The sequence below is a fragment of the Denitrobaculum tricleocarpae genome (assembly GCF_007004665.1).
GTDB lineage: Bacteria > Pseudomonadota > Alphaproteobacteria > Kiloniellales > Kiloniellaceae > Denitrobaculum > Denitrobaculum tricleocarpae.
Genome location: NZ_ML660054.1, coordinates 367,613 through 385,538, shown reverse-complemented (window position 1 = coordinate 385,538; position 17,926 = coordinate 367,613). Strand labels below are relative to the sequence as shown.

14 protein-coding genes are annotated in these 17,926 nt (G+C 59.8%); 3 read left to right on the top strand and 11 right to left on the bottom strand.

What is annotated here, in order from left to right:
* The first annotated feature begins 146 nt into the window (after nt 1-146).
* Entirely contained in the window at nt 147-974 is an 828-nt protein-coding gene (locus tag FKG95_RS10845) for an EipB family protein (RefSeq protein WP_142896366.1), read from the top strand.
* Between the two features lie 30 nt (nt 975-1,004).
* On the opposite strand, the gene FKG95_RS10840 is transcribed toward FKG95_RS10845, so the two are convergent.
* Nucleotides 1,005-2,276 (bottom strand): DNA polymerase IV, encoded by a 1,272-nt coding sequence (locus FKG95_RS10840; protein WP_142896365.1) that lies wholly within the window; start codon nt 2,274-2,276, stop codon nt 1,005-1,007.
* A gap of 13 nt (nt 2,277-2,289) precedes the next feature.
* A complete protein-coding gene (locus tag FKG95_RS10835) occupies nt 2,290-3,276 on the bottom strand; it encodes an ROK family protein (RefSeq protein ID WP_142896364.1) in 987 nt (328 codons plus the stop codon).
* A 238-nt stretch (nt 3,277-3,514) separates the two neighbouring features.
* Here FKG95_RS10835 and FKG95_RS10830 point away from each other — a divergent pair, with 238 nt between their 5' ends.
* Both FKG95_RS10830 and FKG95_RS10825 read left to right on the top strand, forming a co-directional pair.
* Entirely contained in the window at nt 3,515-3,898 is a 384-nt protein-coding gene (locus tag FKG95_RS10830; RefSeq protein WP_142896363.1) for a response regulator, read from the top strand.
* Between the two features lie 41 nt (nt 3,899-3,939).
* The gene (locus tag FKG95_RS10825; RefSeq protein WP_142896362.1) at nt 3,940-5,385 is read left to right on the top strand and encodes a PleD family two-component system response regulator; all 1,446 of its coding nucleotides are present in this window, start codon (nt 3,940-3,942) and stop codon (nt 5,383-5,385) included.
* A gap of 132 nt (nt 5,386-5,517) precedes the next feature.
* Here FKG95_RS10825 and rpmG read toward each other — a convergent pair whose 3' ends face one another.
* The 9 genes from rpmG to FKG95_RS10780 all read right to left on the bottom strand — a co-directional run bounded on the left by rpmG (nt 5,518) and on the right by FKG95_RS10780 (nt 17,885).
* Nucleotides 5,518-5,685 carry a 50S ribosomal protein L33 gene (rpmG, locus tag FKG95_RS10820; protein ID WP_142896361.1) on the bottom strand — a complete coding sequence of 56 codons (168 nt, stop codon included), beginning with the start codon at nt 5,683-5,685 and terminating at the stop codon, nt 5,518-5,520.
* 171 nt (nt 5,686-5,856) lie between these two features.
* On the bottom strand, nt 5,857-6,666 hold the full coding sequence (locus FKG95_RS10815; protein ID WP_142896360.1) for an NUDIX hydrolase: 810 nt from the start codon (nt 6,664-6,666) through the stop codon (nt 5,857-5,859).
* 44 nt (nt 6,667-6,710) lie between these two features.
* Nucleotides 6,711-8,264 (bottom strand): S41 family peptidase, encoded by a 1,554-nt coding sequence (locus FKG95_RS10810; protein WP_179954043.1) that lies wholly within the window; start codon nt 8,262-8,264, stop codon nt 6,711-6,713.
* 323 nt (nt 8,265-8,587) lie between these two features.
* Nucleotides 8,588-10,930, bottom strand: coding sequence for a ribonuclease R (gene rnr, locus FKG95_RS10805; RefSeq protein ID WP_142896358.1), 2,343 nt, complete (start codon nt 10,928-10,930; stop codon nt 8,588-8,590).
* A gap of 12 nt (nt 10,931-10,942) precedes the next feature.
* Complete coding sequence (gene topA / locus FKG95_RS10800) at nt 10,943-13,657, bottom strand: type I DNA topoisomerase (RefSeq protein WP_142896357.1); 2,715 nt, start codon at nt 13,655-13,657, stop codon at nt 10,943-10,945.
* Nucleotides 13,658-13,698: 41 nt separating this feature from the next.
* Nucleotides 13,699-14,850, bottom strand: a complete 1,152-nt coding sequence (gene dprA / locus FKG95_RS10795) for a DNA-processing protein DprA (protein ID WP_142896356.1) — start codon at nt 14,848-14,850, stop codon at nt 13,699-13,701.
* A gap of 56 nt (nt 14,851-14,906) precedes the next feature.
* Nucleotides 14,907-15,530: a glycerol-3-phosphate 1-O-acyltransferase PlsY gene (plsY, locus tag FKG95_RS10790; RefSeq protein ID WP_142896675.1), complete on the bottom strand. Its 624-nt coding sequence runs from the start codon at nt 15,528-15,530 to the stop codon at nt 14,907-14,909.
* A gap of 16 nt (nt 15,531-15,546) precedes the next feature.
* Nucleotides 15,547-16,887: a dihydroorotase gene (gene pyrC / locus FKG95_RS10785; RefSeq protein WP_246116739.1), complete on the bottom strand. Its 1,341-nt coding sequence runs from the start codon at nt 16,885-16,887 to the stop codon at nt 15,547-15,549.
* The gene (locus FKG95_RS10780; protein WP_142896355.1) at nt 16,884-17,885 is read right to left on the bottom strand and encodes an aspartate carbamoyltransferase catalytic subunit; all 1,002 of its coding nucleotides are present in this window, start codon (nt 17,883-17,885) and stop codon (nt 16,884-16,886) included. Before FKG95_RS10780 ends, pyrC begins: the two co-directional genes overlap by 4 nt.
* Nucleotides 17,886-17,926: the final 41 nt, after the last annotated feature.

Genomic DNA, 17,926 nt, shown 5'->3' with positions numbered 1-17,926 from the left:
CGTCTATAGAGAATCGGTTACACAGCGCTTGCGCGGAGGCCACGCAACTGCGGCGGACAAATTAGTACACGCTGAAGGAGTGGCCTGCTAGAGTCGGCGCGCCGTATTTTGCTGAGACAGCTTTTTGTTTGGGAGTACCCCGCTACATGTCCGATCGCACAGGTCCTGGAACATCATCGGTTAAATTTCTCTTGGCCGCCACGCTGGCGGCCGTTTTTGCGCTGCCCTCGGCTGCAACGAGCCAAATTCTGCCGCATCGGGCTATTTACGATTTGAACCTCAGCAAGACCCAGGCAAACAGCAATGTGACCCAGGCCCGCGGCTTCTTCGAGTTTGAGTGGGAGGACGCCTGTTCGGGCTGGACGGTTCTGCACAAGACGCGTCTCAAGGTCAACTATTCGGACGGGCGCCATCTTGATTTCGGTGCTTCGCATAAATCCTGGGAGGCGAAAGACGGCACGAGCTATCAGTTTTTCATCAAGCGCGACTATAACGGCGATACAGTTGAGGAGATCCGCGGCGAAGCGGAACGCGGTGGTGAAGACCTTGCCGGTACAGCCCGCTACAGCGCGCCCGAAGAGCGCGAAGTGCTATTGCCCAAAGGCGCTATCTTTCCGACCCAGCACAGCCTGGAACTTCTAAAAGCGGCGGAGCAGGAGGCTCTTCCCTTGTGGCGCGTCGTCTTCGACGGCTCAGGGGATGACGGCTTCTTTGGTATTTCGGCGGCATTGGTGCGCCCGCTGGCGCCGGGAGAGGATCTGGGAGAGGTCGCAACGGCGATGGCCGCAGAACCGTCCTGGCGCGTGCAGCTCGCCTTTTTCGATATCAGCAATCAAACCGGCGCACCTGAGCAGGAACAGGCCTTGCGGATCTTTGCCAATGGTGTGGTCGACGAACTTGAACTGGATTACGGGGATTTTGTGGTGAAAGCCCGGCTGCGCGAGCTCAAGCCCTTCGATGCGCCCGATTGCTGACGGTTTTGACGGGCTGTCTGTCTGAAAAGTTTATTTGAGGCTGCGGCCTTTTTTGATGGCGTCGTCGCCGAGCTTCTGACGTACGGCGTCGATGGCCCGTTCCACCTTTGCCACCTGAGCGAGTTCCGGAACCAACAGGCTTGGCGGATCTGCCGTTTCGCCGTCTTTCAGGTCGCTGGTGCCGACACCAATCAAGCGGAACCGCCGGCCGTCGGCGACGGTCTTCAGCAGACGCCTGCTTTCCTGATAGATCACCTCTGAGAGCTGGGTCGGATTCTCGAGAGTCCGGCTGCGGGTGATTTGTTTGAACTCGGAGGTTTTGAGTTTCAGTGTGATGTTGCCGCCCGCGAGCGACTTGGCTTTTAGGCGCTTCGAGACCTTTTCACAGAGGGACCAGAGCTGCTTCTCAAGCCGTGCCGGATCTTTTATGTCTTCGTTAAAGGTCGTTTCCGCTGAAATAGACTTCATGACGGAGTGAGGCTCTACCTTTCGGTCATCAATGCCACGGGCAAAATAGTAGAGACGGCTGCCGATCCGGCCGTAACGGTCAACCAACTGGGGTTCGTCGTAGGGAAGCAGGTCGCGGACCTGGCGGATGCCGTCATTGATCAACTGCTTTCTGAAGGCCTTTCCGACGCCCCAGATGATGTTAATCGGTTTCTCCGCCAGAAATGCCGGGGCCTCCGCCTCGCCAATCATGGCAAAACCCCGGGGCTTATCCAGATCAGATGCGATTTTCGCCAAGAACTTGCTGTAGCTGAGGCCGACGGATGCCGTGACACCGATTTCCGTTTCGATCCGTTTGACCAGTTGAGCCAGTGTTCGTGCCGGACATCCGCCATGCAGTTGAGTCGTGCCCGTGAGGTCCAGAAAGGCTTCATCGATCGAAATGGGTTCGACCAGGGGCGTGACGGCTTCCATCAGTGCGCGAACTTCACGCCCGACGCTGCTGTATTTTGCCATGTCGGGTTTGATAACGACGGCATTTGGACAGGCTTTCAGTGCTTTGAACATCGGCATGGCCGAACCCACACCATACATCCGGGCCAGATAGCAGGCTGCGGAAACAACACCGCGGTGCCCGCCGCCGACGATCACAGGCTTGTCCTGCAGGTCCGGATTGTCGCGTTTTTCAACGCTGGCATAAAAGGCGTCGCAATCGATGTGCGCGATCGAAAGGCCTTCGAGCTCCGAATGGCTGACAACACGGGGCGAGCCACAGGCGCTGCAGCGCGCGTGACGCCGGGGATCAACCGGAGTTTCCTCGCTGACTAAGAAACAGTCTCGGCACAGGCTTGTCATCGGTCTCGTCTTGTTATGACGGATTCCCGACGCTCCGTTTCGGCAATCCTTTCGTACCCCACAGCTTTGCCAGCTCGGCTGCTTCCGCTTCACTCCAAAGCCAGGCCGCGCCACGGACACCGCTGGAATCTCCATGTTTCGGCGGTACGATCATCGTATCAAACGAATCCGAGAAAACGTAGTCCCGAAGCCGGTCAGGGAGCGATTTGTAGAGGCGCTGGATGTTCGATATGCCGCCACCGATGACGATGGCGTCGGGATCCAGGATGTTAATCACCGATGCCAGTGCACGCGCCAGGCGGTCTTCGTAGCGTTGCAGAGCGGCTTCCGCAACATCGTCCTCCTGGTTTTCTGCGCGCAGGACCATTTCGCGCGTCGACGCGGCACAGCCGCCCCGGGCCCTGTAGTCTGCGTCAAGCGACGGACCGCACAGGAATGTCTCAATGCAGCCCGATTTGCCGCAGTAACACCTGGGCCCGGGCTGTTCCTCCGGCCTGGGCCAGGGCAGGGGGTTGTGCCCCCACTCACCCGCAATGGCGTTGCGGCCGTCCAACGCCTCTCCGCGCACGACAATCCCGCCGCCGACACCGGTCCCCAGGATGATGCCGAATATGATCCTGGCGCTCGGCATTTCCAGCGGTGAGGCGGCACCGTCTGAAGCTTCGGAGAGGACAAAGCAGTTGGCGTCATTCATGACCCTGACCGAACGGCCCACGGCAGCGGCGAGGTCCTGCTCGATCGGGTGGCCGATCAGACAGGTCGAGTTCGCGTTTTTGACGCGGCCCGTTGCGAGTGAGATGGCGCCCGGAATTCCCACACCGACCGTGCCAACGCAGCCGGTTTCCGCTTCCAGAGCGCTGACCAGTGAGCCTACGGTGGCAATTGTGGCATGATAGTTGCCTGCCGGTGTCTCGACGCGCCGGCGAAGGACTTCTATTCCGCCGGGTGCTAACAGGATTCCTTCAATCTTGGTGCCGCCCAGATCAATTCCTATTCGCACACCAGACTCTTCCCGGACTATAACCCCTAAATATATTGCGCACTCGCAACCTTCGACTTAATTGGTTACTCTAATTTAACTTTAATCGTATAGATCTCTGAGAGTACATTCCATAGGCTTGCGGTTTCTGCAGGTCTGTCGACTGCTCGGGGTCGGTAGTGGTTTTATTGCGGCGGCAAATGTCATACCGGTTGGAACAAAACCCGTGACTTATGTCAAAGGTTGAGGCGACGCGAACATGCAAAACGGCAAAAACGATTCCAAGACAGTCTTGGTGGTCGAAGACAACGAGCTGAACATGAAGCTTTTTCATGATCTGCTTGAGGCCCATGGCTACAACATTCTTCAGTCCAAGGATGGCATGGAAGCCCTTCGCATCGCGCGCGAACACCATCCCGACCTGATCCTGATGGATATCCAGTTGCCTGAAGTTTCCGGGCTTGAAGTGACCAAATGGATCAAGGAAGACGATAACCTGAGATCGATCCCCGTGATCGCGGTGACCGCCTTTGCCATGAAAGGCGACGAAGAAAAGATTCGCGAGGGTGGTTGCGAGGCTTACATCGCTAAGCCGATTTCCGTGACCAATTTTCTTGAGACTGTCGAACGGTTCCTGAATTAGTCGTCTGCCAAGTTTTTCGATTGCCATAAGTCAGGCCCCTAATGACCGCCAGAATTCTCGTTGTTGATGATATCCCGGCCAATGTGAAGCTGCTTGAAGCGAAGCTGATGGCGGAGTACTTCGAGGTTCTCTCTGCATCCGATGGTCCCACCGCCCTTGAAGTTGCCACGCAGGAGATGCCCGATCTCGTTCTGCTGGACGTAATGATGCCGGGCATGGACGGTTTCGAGGTCTGCACGCGCCTTAAATCCTCGCCCGAGACCAGCCACATCCCGGTTGTCATGGTGACCGCGCTGAGCGATGTCAGCGATCGTGTCCGCGGACTGGAAGCCGGTGCGGATGATTTCCTGACCAAACCCGTCAACGATATCGCGCTTTTCGCCCGGGTACGCTCGCTTGCGCGCCTGAAAGTCATGATGGACGAGCTGCGTGTCCGTCAGGCCGCGTCGGGCCGTGATCCGGTGCTGGAGCAAAAGAAGCTCGGCAGCGAAGAAGAGACCGCCAACGCGCGTATTCTCCTCGCCGAGGCCAATGAGCTGGTCGCGGAGAAGGTCGTGGGCTACCTCAGTGAAGCCGGGCACACGATCGACCGGCGTACGAATGTCGCGGAGGCCCTGGAGCTGGGATGCCGCGAATCCTACGATCTGATGATCGTCAGCCTGTTTCTGGGCGATGAAGACGGATTGCGGCTTTGTTCGCAGTTCCGGACCCAGGAAGAAACACGCCATGTTCCGATCCTGCTCGTGCTGGAGGAAGAAAACCTGCCCCAGCTGGCGAAGGGCCTGGATCTCGGGGTGACCGACTATCTGATCAAACCGATCGACAGTAACGAACTGCGCGCCCGTTCGCGGACCCAGATTCGGCGGCGCCGCTACCACGACATGCTGCGCGAGATGTTGCAGCAGAGCGTATCGCTGGCCTACACCGATGGCCTGACAGGTGTCTATAACCGGCGCTATATGAATGCGCATCTGGACCGTAAGATCATGGAAATCGCGGAAAGCGCGAAGCCGGTCTCGGTGATGCTGTTCGATATCGACAAATTCAAGGACGTCAACGACACCCACGGTCATGCTGCCGGTGATGCGATCCTCAAGTCCTTGTCGTTGCGCGTTGCCGACTCAATCCGCGATTTCGACCTTCTGGCTCGCTACGGCGGTGAAGAGTTTGTCGTGATTATGCCAGATACGGCGTCAGTGATTGCCATCACCATCGCTGAGCGTGTCCGCAGGCGGGTGGCGGAAGAGAAATTCCAGACCGTCGAGCTCGGGGATCCTCTCGAGGTGACGATTTCAATCGGTGTGGCGACGACCACCGATCCCATGGAGATTGCCGACAGCCTCCTCGCGCGTGCTGATGCAGCCCTCTATCAGGCCAAGCGTTCCGGCCGAAACCGCGTCGTTGCGGCCCAACCGCTGACCCAGGCCGAACGCGAGCCGGTCATCGCGCAGATCGTGTCCAACAACGATCAGTCCAAGGTCTCCTGATCTGACCTTCATGGCTGTCGCTGTGGCCATATTCCTTGGATTTGCGTTCGGGACCTCTCAATTTCGTCCCCAGAAAACAAAACAGCCGCCCGTAAAGGGCGGCCGCTTGTACTTCCGTAAGCTACGGAAAGCTTACTTGATCTTCGCTTCCTTGAAGACGACGTGCTTACGGGCCTTCGGGTCGTACTTCTTGAGCTCAAGCTTTTCGGTCAGAGTCCGTGGGTTCTTCTTCGTGACGTAGAAGTAACCCGTGTCGGCCGTGCTGACCATCCGGATGAGCTGTGTAGCTGGCTTAGCCATGGCGCAATCCTCGTAGCGTGTTCGTCCCCGATTGAGGCAATCGGGAAGGGAAACCGCCCTTCACCTGTTGAGTAAGAGACTGATATTCGTTCCACTTTGACAGAATTATGAAACGGACAGCCTCTAGAAAACCTAAAGTCAGCGCGCAAAATAGCGGCAGAGACGGCTAAGTCAAGCCTGGAGTGTCCTTTGGGAGGCGGAAACGCCGCCTTGATGCTTCGAACCGGTCCAGCGAAACATTGCCGCCGGGCGGTCAGAGAGGGCGGACTCAGAGTTTCTTATTATAGAATAATGCGTTAGCGCTTCTTGTAAAACCAGTTTAGTAATGTTGGCCATCGGAAGCTCGCCGATCATGTTGAGCGGACACCAGCCTATGTCCTCAAGTTCACCATCGCCGCCGATTTCTCCTTGGGCGAATCGGCCATCTCCCAGCAGAAAGCGGGTATGAAAGCGGCGCGGAGAAAAGGTTGGTGTGATCGCCCGGGCAATAAACCAAAGCCGCTCGAAGGCAGGCTGAATGCCGGCCTCGGCATAGCGGATCCAGATCTGGGATTGTCCGCTGTGGGGCACTTCTGAGGCCGCATCAGAGGCTTTGCCGTAGAGAACGCCGGTTTCTTCGAAGGTTTCCCGCAAGGCGGCTCTTGCGATTGCGGATGCCCGCCCATGGGTGGCTTTGTCAAGACCTTGGGGCAGGGGGGGCAAATCTTCGGGGAAAGCCGACGCTCCGCCGTCCTCTGGCTCGACCCTGCCGCCAGGCACCACATAGACGCCGGGCATGAACCCGGCCTTACCGTGCCGCCGTCCCAGCAGAACCTCCGTCGCGTCTTCGCCTGTCCCGCGCAATAGCACAAGTGCGGCCGCGGGCACGGGGCGGACGGGCAGTTGCCGCAGTGCGGCGGAGTCGATCTTGGACGCTGTCAGTGGGTACCGCTCTGGCGAGAGATAAGACGCTGTCTGTTGGAAGTGGCATTCTGCCAGCAATGACGGCTCAAGGAAACCGCATCGTCACGGTTTGATCGCGCGGATCACCGGTCGTTTTCGCTCGCCGATTTTGCCGCCGTTGCAGACATCTGGTAGCTGAAGGCCTGTGCCGTTGTGGCGTGGCTCACATCACCCAGGGCCTGGACGTAAAGCGATGGCTCACTCAGCAGGCGCTCCGCAACCTCCAGGTCGATGCTGGCTGCCGTTCGGCGTGGCGGGCAATTGTCCCTCAGGAGCTTAATCGCCGCGGGATCGTCGAAATCAGGGGAAATGCTTCGAATGTCATGGTCGATCGGCATAGTGCCCCGCCGCAATGCCGCCAGGACATCGTCGGTTGAATCAATGTCGCCGGTGGTGCAGATATCCGGCAGGACACCGCGCTGGTGTAAAGCATAGCCCGAGGGGGCGTGAAAGCGCGCCCAGGTGAGGGCCAGTTCACCTTGATTGGGCAGGCGGAATACGTTTTGAACGGTTCCCTTGCCGTAGGAGTTGCTGCCGATCACCACGGCGCGTCCCGAATCCTGGAGTGCGGCGGCGACAATCTCGGACGCGGACGCTGAGTTGCTGTTGATCAGAACGATGATCGGAAGACCATCGGCGATATCGTCAGGTTCAGCGTCGAAAAACTGCTCACTGTCGGGATGCCGGCCGTGGGTCGAGACGATTCGTCCCCCCGTAAGAAAGAGGTCGGCGACAGCGACGGCCTGATCCAGCAAACCGCCCGGATTTCCGCGCAGATCTAAAACGTAGCCCTTCAAATCCGGACCGACTTTTTGGGACACTTCCCTGATCTTGTTGCGCAGATTCAGGGTCGTGTTCTGATTGAAGCCGGATATGGTGATGTGAGCGACTTCGTCGGCTTTTTTGATCCGCACTGTCTGAGGTACGATCCGAGCGCGCGTCACCGTGATGGGCAGGAGTTCATTGTAACCTTCGCGTTCGATATCGAGCTTGACCTGACTGCGCAGGCGGCCACGCAGGCGCCGGATCGCATCCTTTTGCGAGAGTTCACGGGTGTCGACCCCATCGATCTTCAGAATCAGGTCCTCGGCCTTCACGCCGGCCTTTTCCGCAGGCGTTCGCTCCATGACAGAGATTACGCGGATCCCTTCATCGGAAATGTCGATGCGAATTCCGACACCGCCGAAACCTTCGCGGCTCGCGCGGTTGTTGCGGGCTTCATCCCGTCCGGAATAGCGCGAAAAGGGGTCAAGCTCGGCGAGCACGCCGTCGAAAACCGTCTCGTAGAGGCGTTCGGTATTGGTCTCTTCCAGCTCTTTCGACTTGGTCCGTGCCACGGTGATCGCGGCAGCCGTCAAATGAGCCCAGGCGTTGACATCGTTCGGTTTCGGCTGGTGAAAGCTGACGGCTTCTTCGCCTTCGAGCGCAATGCGGACCTTCTCCCGCTCAACGGCAATCGAGATATCCGGATCGATGGTCGCGAGGCCTTCCAGGCCCGCGAGCGCCAGACGGTCCACCATGACTTCGTCGATATAGCTTTCTGCCACATCGCGATAGCTTGCAACGAAGAAGCGGTCCGCGCGGGAGACGTCGAAGCCGGCTGATTTGGTGGTATCCTGCGATGCGCAGGCAGCCATAAGGAAGGCAAGCGGAAGAAGTGTGCTGCGAGATACCGTTCGTAACGCCCGGTTTTTGCCCATTGATTCTACCTGCGCGCGATCGCCGGGGGGACTATTTGGCACCGATGGTTCAGCCAACCGCCAGTTTCCTTAATTTTGAGTACAATCAAACACTAAGTGATGTTTGGTCTACTGCACCACAGTTAATATCGCAAACACACAATTTATTTATCTCTCAGGCGATGAAGTGCCCTCGAGATATGACATGATTGAAGCGCAAGCCCGTCAAGGATTCGTAAATATCCACGCTTGGTGTCGCGGATTCATTGCTCGTGCCGGCGCTAGCGTCGGCGCGATCCTTTGGTTCCGGGCGTTTTCTTGCGATTTTTTCCTTTGCCGGTAGGGCGCTTCCCGGGTTTTCGGGACTTCCGGTCTGCTAATTTCTTGTTTGCACTGGTTTTTTTCAGCGGGTCCCAGGATGCATCTGTGCCTTGCGGTTCGCTGTTTGCGGGGGCTTCGGCATCCTCATCGCCCTCGATAATCTGCAGCACGAGGCCACCAGTCACCGGAGTTGCTTCCATTAACCTTGCTGCGACGCGGTCACCCAAACTGTATACCCGGCCCCAGCGGCGCCCGATCAGGCAGTGCTTCGCTTCATTGTGATCGTAACGGTCGTCCGGAAGGGAACTCATGGGCACCAGTCCGTCCGCGCCGCTGTCGTCCAGCGTAACGAAGAGGCCGAAGCGGGTGACACCGTTCACCCGGCCCTGAAAGATTCCGCCGACCTTGTCCGCCATATATGCCGCCGTCAGCCGGTCGACGGCGTCGCGCTCCGCGGCGGAGGAGCGGCGTTCGGTTTTACTGATGTGCTGAGCGATCTCTTCAAAGGCCTCGGCGGCATCCGGCGGGAGCCCATCGTCGCCGAGCTTTAACCCTGAGATCAGAGCCCGGTGCACCAGGAGGTCGGCGTAGCGCCGGATGGGAGAGGTAAAGTGCGCGTAACGGGGCAGGGCCAGGCCGAAATGACCAATATTTTCAGGCGAATAGACCGCCTGGCTTTGTGTGCGCAGGATCATCTCGTTGATCATCGGCTTCTCGGGCCGCTTCGCTGCCTTGGTCAGAAGCTGGGTGAGGACCTTGGGGCGGATCACCTGGCCGCGTGCAAGGTGGAGGTCCATGGACGCAAGCACCTGGGCCAAAGCCTCGATCTTGACGGGATCAGGCTGCTCGTGGACACGGTACATACAGGGGCGCCGGAGCCGTTCCAGCTCCGAAGCAGCCGCAACGTTCGCGGCAATCATGAATTCTTCGATCAGTTTATGGCTGTCGAGCCTCTCTCGCGGCACGATCGCCGTGATCCGGCCGTCGTCATCGACCACGACCCGGCGCTCGGTCAGCTCGAGCTCCAGGGTGCCCCGCGCTTCGCGGGCGGCGAGCAAGGCACTGTAGGCGCCGTAGAGCGGTTTGATGACCAGATCGGTCAACTGGCCGGGAATCTCGGTATCTTCACCATTATGCGCTGCCTGGACCTGCTCGTAGGTGAGACGGGCTGCCGAGCGCATCAGGCCCCGGATGAAACGATGCCGCAAGGGCTTGCCCTCTGCGTCAATCCACATGTGAACGGCAAGGCAAGGCCGGTCTACCCCCGGCTTCAGGGAACACCAGCCGTTGGAAAGCTCTTCAGGCAGCATGGGCACGACCTGGTTGGGCAGGTAGGTCGAGTTGCCGCGCCTATAAGCGTCGCGATCCAATGCGTCACCGGCGGTCACATAGTGGGCGACATCGGCGATGGCGACCATCAGATGCCAGCCGCCGGGGTTCTGCTTGTCATCGTCGGCTTCCGCCCAGACCGCGTCGTCGAAATCGCGCGCATCGGAACCGTCGATGGTCACCAGCGGCAGGGCGCGCAGATCCTCTCTTGCGCCCAGATCTGCAGCTTTCGCGGCCTTGGCCGCTTCTTCGGCGTCATGCGAGAAGGCTATGGGGACCTCGTGCTCATAAAGCGCGATCAGGCTGAGGGAGCGCGGGGTGTCGATCGCGCCGATCCGCTCCAGCACACGCGCCTCCCGTTGGCTGTTGCGGTGCCGCGTGGGTTTCAGGGTGGCCACGACCAGTTCGTTGTTTTCAGCGCCCCGTGCATCTTCCGCACGCACGACGAAATCGTTTTTGGCGCGCCGGTCGGTGGGATGAAGATGGCCACCCTCCCGGCCGATACGATAGACTCCAAGGATGCGGTCGGGCGATTTTCCGATGCGACGAATGATTTGCGCGTCGTAGCTGCCGTCGTCGTTCCGCGACATGCGGGCGAGAATGCGTTCGCCTGTAGCGAAAGCGGCGCGGCTGCGTTTATCCGGCGCCAGGAAGATCCGTGGCGGCGGTGTTTCCTGCTCCCAGGTCGCGGGCCGTGCCAACTGCTCCCCGTCCTCGTCGATATCCGCGACCTCGATCACCAGGACCGAAGGCAGGTGGCCCGGCAGCATGACTTTCTTCTTTTCCCGAAGCTCCAGGTGCCCTTCGCGTTCCAGCTCCTTCAGCATGGCCTTGAGAGGAATACGGTCGCTGCCTTTGATATGGAACGCGCGGGCAATCTCTCGCTTGCCGACCGGAACCGGGCTCTCGCGGATGAAGGTCAGAACCTCGTCTTTGCTTGGAAAAGGTGTCGCCTTGGGTTTGATTTTTGCCAAGTGGGTCTCGATTTAGTCTTCGCTGGATGCCGTTGTCTTGGCTGGGGCTTTCTTTTTTGTAGTAGCCTTTTTAGCGGCGGGCTTTTTAGCCGCAGTTTTCTTCGCCGCTGTCTTCTTGGCGGGCGCCTTCTTCTTTGCTGCTGCTTTCTTTACGGGGGCTTTTTTGCCGCCCTTCTTCGTTTTTGCCTTTTCAGCCTGAACCTTCAGCAGTTCGACGGCGGCTTCGAGGGTGAAGCTCTCCATCTCCGCGGTTTTCGGCAGCGACGCGATCAGCTTGCCGTGTTTGACATAGGGACCGTAGCGACCCTTGAAGAGATTGATGGGTTCTTTGTCGTCCGGGTGTTCGCCGACAACCCGAAGGGGTTCGGCTGCGCCGCGCCGGGCAGGGGCCTCGGCAATCAGGGAAACCGCACGGTTCAGGCCGACGGTCAGCACGTCGTCGTCATTGCTGATCGAGCGATAGGTCTTGCCGTGTTTGACGTAAGGTCCGAAGCGCCCAATGCCTGCGGTGATCATCTCACCGTCTTCAGGGTGCGGGCCGATATCGCGTGGCAGGCTGAGAAGGCCAAGCGCGACCTCCAGCGTCACGTCCGAATGCGGCAGGCCCTTGGGCAGAGAGGCCCGTTTGGGCTTTTCCTTTTCCACCGGCTCGCCAAGCTGCGCATAGATGCCGTAGGGGCCTTTGCGCAGGGAGACTTCGAGACCGGTCTCCGGGTCTTTGCCGAGCACACGCGGGAAGGCGGCTTCGCCGTTCTCGCCGTCTTCGCCTTCGCCGGGAACGGCCAGAGCCCGGGTAAAGCGGCATTCCGGGTAGTTGGAGCAACCGATAAAGCCGCCGTTACGGCCCAGGCGCAACCCGAGCCGGCCTTGCGAACAGGTCGGGCACAGGCGCGGATCCTTATCCGGGTTTTTCGGATCCACCGGGAAGAAGTGCGGTCCCAGGTCTTCGTCCAAAGCATCGATCACTTCAGTGATCGTCAGGTCCTTGGTATTGCCGACTGCTTCGTTAAAGGCATCCCAGAAGGAGCGCAGAACGATTTTCCAGTCGATGCGTCCACCGGATATGTCATCGAGCTGCTCTTCAAGTTCAGCGGTGAAGTTATACTGAACGTAGCGTTCGAAGAAGGAACTCAGGAACGCGACCACAAGCCTGCCCCGGTCTTCCGGTACGAAGCGGCGCTTATCCAGGACCACGTAATTACGGTCCTGAAGGACCTGAATGATCGAGGCATAGGTGGAAGGCCGTCCGATGCCCAGCTCTTCCATCTTTTTGACCAGACTGGCCTCGCTGTAACGCGGCGGCGGCTGGGTGAAGTGCTGCTCCGGCTCGATGGCGTCGCGGGTTGGCCGGTCGCCTTCGGTCAGCTTCGGCAGGCGACGGTCCTTGTCGTCGTCTTCGCTTTGCTCGCCGGCATTGGCATCTTTCTGGTCGTCCTTGCCTTCCTGATAGAGCTTCAAAAAGCCATCGAAGGTCAGGATCGAGCCGGTTGCGCGCAGGGTGGCCTGGCCGACATCCACGTCGATATCGACGGACACCTGGTCGAAGCGCGCGGATTCCATCTGACTGGCCACCGTGCGGTTCCAGATCAGCTCGTAGAGGCGCGCCCCGTCGGAGTCCAGATAGGCCTTCATCTCGGAGGGGTGGCGGCTGACATCAGTCGGCCGCACGGCCTCATGGGCTTCCTGGGCGTTTTTGGCTTTACTCTTATAAACCCTCGGCGCGTCCGGCAGGTAGTTCTGGCCGTACTTCTCGCCGACCATGTCCCGTGTCGCGGCGACCGCCTCAGCGGAAATCGAGACGCCGTCCGTCCGCATGTAGGTGATCAGGCCCACGGTCTCACCGCCGATTTCGAGACCTTCATAGAGCTTCTGTGCAGTGCGCATGGTGCGGGTCGCGCCGAAACCCAGCTTGCGCGAGGCCTCCTGCTGCAGCGTCGAGGTGGTGAAGGGCGGGTGAGGGTTACGCCGGACCTGTTTGCGCTCGACCTTCTGAACGGTAAAGCTGGAGGCATCTTCCAGGCGCCTCACGGCGGCCATGGTGGTTGCTTCATCGGGCAGATCGAAGCGGTCCAGTTTATTGCCGTCCAGGTGCGTCAGGCGCGCCGAGAAAACCTTGTTTTCTTCATTGCGCAGCTTCGCGGTCACGCTCCAGTACTCGCGTGGTTTGAAAACCTCGATTTCCGCCTCGCGCTCACATATCAGGCGCAAAGCCACCGATTGGACGCGGCCTGCCGACTTGCTGCCCGGCAGCTTGCGCCAAAGAACCGGAGAGAGGGTGAAGCCGACCAGGTAATCGAGAGCGCGGCGTGCGAGGTAGGCGTCGATCAGTTCCCGATTAAGCTCACGCGGAGAATTGAAAGCGTCCAATACTGCACTTTTGGTCACTTCGTTGAAGACGACCCTTTGAACGGCAACATTTTTGAGGACCTTGCGGCGGGTCAGCTCTTCCGCGAGATGCCATGAGATGGCTTCGCCTTCACGGTCGGGGTCAGTCGCGAGGATCAGAGTATCGGCGCCCTTGACGGCGTTCTGGATGTCTTTGATGCGTTGTTCGGATTTGCCTTCAACCTGCCAGACCATGGCAAAGTCCTCGGCAGGGTCTACCGAGCCGTCCTTGGGCGGAAGATCGCGCACATGGCCGTAGCTGGCCAAGACGTGATAGTCGCTGCCGAGGTATTTATTGATGGTCTTGGCTTTCGCGGGAGACTCGACGACGACAACCTTCATACGGAATGACTTACCTGCAAATAAATATTCGAACCAATCGATTAAAACGCCGTCCGAGCCGCGGTTCCCGATCTGAGCGCCACCATATTCCCGGGGAGCCGATCTACGGCACCGGTGAGTTCCAGCTCAAGGATCGCTGAGGACACGGCTGCGGGAGACAATTGGCATTGCCTGATCAGTTCGTCAACAGCAACAGGTGTATCCGATAGCAATGACACGATGTCCCCGTGGGCTTCGGCGATTTCATTTTCATCGTTCGCCGGCGTGCAAAAGACTGCCTTCTCAAGCGCTTGCGGGGCAATCGGCGGTTTCTCGAAGCTGCTTTCCACTGCGCGCAGGATATCTTCGGTGGATTCGGTGAGAATCGCTCCCTGACGGATCAGATCGTTGCCGCCCTGCGATCTGGGATCGAGCGGCGAACCTGGCACGGCGAAGACTTCCCGGCCTTGTTCCAACGCTAGGCGGGCGGTGATGAGCGAGCCGGAATTACGGGCGGCCTCGACCACCAGGACGCCGAGCGAGAGACCCGAAACGATGCGGTTGCGGCGCGGAAAGTACCTGGCCTGAGGACGGGTGCCAGGCGCCATCTCGCTCAGCACCGTTCCTTGTTCCACGATCGCGTTATAAAGGTCCTCGTTTTCCGGCGGATAGATCACGTCGAGCCCGCCGGCGACCACGGCGAGGGTGCCGCTGTGCAGCGAACCCTGATGCGCGGCGGTATCTATTCCGCGGGCAAGCCCCGACGCGACAATCAGTCCTTCCCTACCCAGATCGGCCGCAAACTGCCGGGCCAGCCGCCGTCCGTTGGCGGAGGCATTGCGGGCACCGACCACGGCAATGGCTTTGCGTGTCATGAGCTTCTGATCGCCCAGGCCGATCAGGACCGGCGGCGCATCTTCAGTGGCTGCGAGGGCCGCCGGATAGCTGACTGACTGCAGGGGGATGACCCAGGCGCCCAGCTTCGCAATGGCATCGAACTCGCGTTCGGCTTCGCCCCGTGGCCTTAGCGAGAATCTGGCTGTGTGGTTCCTTTTACGCAGCAGACCCGGAAGAGCGGCAATTGCTTCACCGGCGGAACCGAAGCGGGCGGTTAACTGCCGGAAAGTGACGGGGCCGATAGAACGGCTTCGGCTGAGCTGCAGACTATCGATGATCTCGCGTTCATTGCGGGCGCTATCTTGAGTGCTGATCATGAGCTACCTTGGGTCGTAAACGCTGGTGGCGTCAAGGCGTGAAACTGCCACTCATGCTATTCCGTCTTTTTCTGACCGATCTTGGTTTCCTCGCCCTTAAGTAAGCGGAGGATATTCTCATGGTGCTTGAACCAGATCAGGATGGCGATGGCCGCGGTGAGTTCAACCATTTGAAGGTCGCCCAGGATATACCAGGAAAAAACCGGGGCAGAGGCCAAAGAAAGCAGTCCCGCGAGAGAGGAGTAACGCGCGGCGGCGGCCACCAGCAGCCATGTCACGCAACAGGCAATGCCGACCGGCCAGGCCAGCGCAGCGATGACCCCCAGGGTCGTGGCCACACCCTTGCCGCCCTTGAACTTCAACCAGACGGGAAAGAGATGACCGACAACTGCGCCAAATCCGGCCACCAGAGCCATATCGGGTCCCCAGAGCATGGCAATCAGGACTGCCGCCGCGCCTTTACCTCCGTCGAGCACGAGGGTTGCGAAGGCAAGGTCCTTACGGCCTGTACGCAAAACGTTGGTCGCGCCGATGTTGCCCGAACCGATCGAGCGGACGTCGCCGAGTCCGGCCAGCTTGGTGACGACCAGTCCAAAAGGCACTGAGCCCAGGAGATAACCGCCAACAAGAGCAGCAATCAAAAAAGGTGCGGCATGTGACCAGGATATCGGATCCGGCATGGCGTTGCGGCCCTCTTCAGCTTTCTCGCGCGTCGTCGGTGCCGAAAATGCAGCGGCCATCGACGATACAGCGCTTGACCGCCCCCTGGACAGGGTAATCCGTAAAGGGGGAGTTCTTCGACTTGCTCTGAAAGCTGTCCGGGTCGATCTGCCAGGGTTTGTCGAGATCGAAGAGGGTCAGGTCCGCGGGCGCGCCGACCGCCAGACTGCCGCCCGAGAGCCCCAGGATAGCGGCTGGTCCGCTGGTCAGCTTGGAAAGCGCATCCAACAACCCGATCTTGCCGTTGTGATAAAGCTGCAACGAGAGCGGCAGCAGAGACTCCAATCCGACAATCCCTGGTTCTGCGATGGCGAAAGGCAGACGCTTGGAGTCTTGATCATGTGGGCTGTGATCACTAGCGATCACGTCGATCGTGCCGTCGGCAAGAGCCTCTTCAACGGCCTTGCGGTCCTCTTCACCCCGGAGCGGCGGAGAGACTTTTGCAAAGCTACGATAATCGCCGACGGAGTTTTCGTTGAGCGTGAAGTACTGCGGGGCTGTGTCACAGGTCACCGCAAGACCGGCGCGCTTGGCCTTGCGGATCGCGTCGAGGGTCTCGGCGGTCGTAACGTTGGCGACGTGATAGCGGCCGCCGGTCAGGGCGACCAGGCGAAGGTCGCGCTCCACCATGATGACTTCCGCGGCTGCCGGGATGCCGGCGAGACCCAACCGCGTCGCCACTTCGCCTTCGTTCATTGCACCGCCCGACAGGGCAGGATCTTCTGGGTGCTGGATGATCACCTGTCCGAAGGTGCGGGAATAGCTGAGGGCACGGCGCATCACCTGCGAGTCCGCCACTGCCGTAAGGCCGTCGGTGAAACCGACCGCGCCGAACTCGGTGAGCAGACCGAATTCCGTGAGCTCCCGGCCTTTCAGGCCGCGTGTAACCGTGCCGTAGGCATAGACCTTGACCAGCTTGGCTTCGCGGGCGCGCCGGGCGATGAATTCCAGCACCGCGACATCGTCGATGACAGGTTCGGTGTTGGGCAGGGCGACCATGGAGGTGATACCGCCGCAAGCCGCGGCGCGACTGGCACTCTCGATGGTTTCCTTATGCTCGGCGCCCGGTTCGCGTAGCTGGACCCGCATATCGATCAGACCCGGCGAGAGACAAAGGCCCGCGCAGTCGACGACCTGCGCGTCTTCGGGAAGACCGTCGTTGAAAAGGCGCGGACCGACGTCGGCAATCCTGGTTCCGTCGCTGAGCAAAGCACCGGTTTCATCGGTCCCGCTGGTGGGATCGAGCAGGCGCGCATTGATGTAGGCGACGCGCCCCGGGTTCTTTCTGCTGATCGGATTCATGCTCGAGGACATCATGCTGCACCTCCGGCCTGGGCGGCGGTGCGTTCTTCGGAATTGGAGCGCAATGTCCGGGTCAGGGCATCCAGGCAGGCCATGCGCACCGCCACACCCATCTCGACCTGATCGCGGATCAGCGAGCGGTCGATGTCGTCCGCCAGTTCGCTGTCGATTTCAACCCCGCGGTTCATGGGTCCGGGGTGCATGATCAGAGCGTCAGGCTTGGCGGCCTGCAGCTTGTCGCGGTCGAGGCCGAAAAAGCGGAAATACTCACGGATCGAGGGCACGAAGCTGCCCTGCATGCGTTCCGTCTGGAGCCGGAGCATCATAACGATGTCGCAGTCCTTCAGGCCCTCGCGCATATCGAAAAAGGCTTCCACGCCCAGGCGTTCAATATTGCTTGGCAAGAGGGTCGGCGGCGCGATCACCCGCACGTGGGCACCCATGATTCCCAGGAGCTGAATGTTCGAGCGTGCGACCCGGCTGTGCAGGATGTCGCCGCAGATGGCGACTCGCAAGCCCTGGAGATTGCCGCGCCGGCGGCGGATGGTCTGGGCATCCAGCAGTGCCTGGGTCGGATGCTCGTGGCTGCCGTCGCCGCCGTTGATGACCGCGCAGTTGACCTTTTCGGACAGCAGCTTGACCGCCCCGGAGTCCGGATGCCGGACGATAAGCACATCCGGGTGCATGGCATTCAGGGTCATGGCGGTGTCGATCAGCGTCTCGCCCTTTTTGATCGAGCTGGACGAAACCGACATATTGATCACGTCCGCGCCCAGGCGTTTGCCGGCCAGCTCGAACGACGTTCGTGTGCGTGTCGAATTCTCGAAAAAGAGATTGATCACGGTCCGCCCGCGCAGGAGCGACGTCTTCTTGTCGTCAGAGCGGTTGAGCGCGACGTAGCTGTCGGAGAGGTCCAGAAGAAAGGTGATTTGTTCCGCCGTCAGCCCGTCGATTCCAAGCAGATGGCGGTGTGCGAATCCCAGGATGTTCGCAGTGTGTCCGGTATCAGTCATTAAAGCGGGACTATGTCACCCTCGCGGCGGTCGCGCAACGG